General features: G+C 57.0%; 2 protein-coding genes. Both read right to left on the minus strand.

Features of this window, described 5'->3' with window-relative positions:
• Positions 1-9 precede the first annotated feature (9 nt).
• Positions 10-315, minus strand: coding sequence for an Lrp/AsnC ligand binding domain-containing protein (locus tag PHA81_RS20770; RefSeq protein ID WP_273838788.1), 306 nt, complete (start codon positions 313-315; stop codon positions 10-12).
• Positions 316-547: 232 nt separating this feature from the next.
• The coding region (locus PHA81_RS20775) for a P-II family nitrogen regulator (protein ID WP_273838790.1) at positions 548-1,099 on the minus strand (552 nt) is incomplete at its 5' end.

The following is a 1,099-nucleotide window of genomic DNA, read 5'->3' on the forward strand; positions in this document are numbered from 1 at the left end:
TTCAACCGGTCAACTCCGAACCGAAGCTACTGATTCGAACTCCATCGGTTCGAATTCACTGATTGCTTCAAAGACTACGCTTACGTTCGTCTGCTCGATTGCGGAGTTCGTCATGAACACTTGAACTTGATCACTCATCTCGGTAGTGTTCTCATACTTGCCGATTGCAACTACATCGTGATCACCAGTGACTCGATAGATGGCCACCATCCGCCTGTCATCTCGAAGTTTCGATGTGGTTTCACTGAGTGCGTTTGCGGCGATTTCGAGCTCGAAAATAGCAGTCACGTCAAACCCAAGCGCGTCGTAGTTCAAACGAGGCATATATCCACTAATCACTCCGGTTGTTTCGAGATCTCGGAGGCGCTCACGGACAGTCGACACGGGAACACCGAGTGTTTCAGCGAATGTACTTAGACCGCCCCATCGATCGCGAGCGAGGGTGGTTAACAGTCGGGCATCAATCTCTGTGAGACGAGTATCTTTCATTGGTGGTCTGAGAGTATCTCTGTCGCTCTCTGCGAAAGCGACGAAGAAGTTGTGGTGTCTATACGGCTTCCGTGCCGCGGACATCGTTTCGAATCTGAGCAGCGTCTTCGACCGGTGTGACGAACACTTTGCCATCTCCGGGTTCGCCGGTGGCAGCCCGTTCAACGATGGCATCAACCACGTCCTCAGCGGCGATGTCCGCGACGACACATTCGACTTTGACCTTCTGATGGAGGTCGACTGTGTACTCCTCACCGCGCCACTGACCCTTCTTTGTTGGCTGACTCCCCCGTCCGGAGACGTTCGTCACTGTGAGCGAGGGTGCGCCGACCTCCGCGAGCGCGCTCTTGACTGCGCCGAGTTTGTCCGGCCGGACAATGGCGGTGACCATCTTGATTTTGCCATTGTTCGGCGTGCCGCCATCAGTCCGGATTTCTTCACTGTCGCTGGCGTAGACCGCACCGCCGTCGGCGACCGGCCCACCCGAATCGCCGAGGCCGAATTCAGGGTAGGTATCGACGCCATGTTCCGCGCTGTCGAGCCCGTCGCGTTCGTGCTCGGGCGTGACGCGTGCCTGGCCGACCGCCTTCAGCGCGCCGAACACCGCAGC

It is taken from the genome of Halococcus sp. PRR34, assembly GCF_028617175.1.
Classification (GTDB): domain Archaea; phylum Halobacteriota; class Halobacteria; order Halobacteriales; family Halococcaceae; genus Halococcus; species Halococcus salifodinae.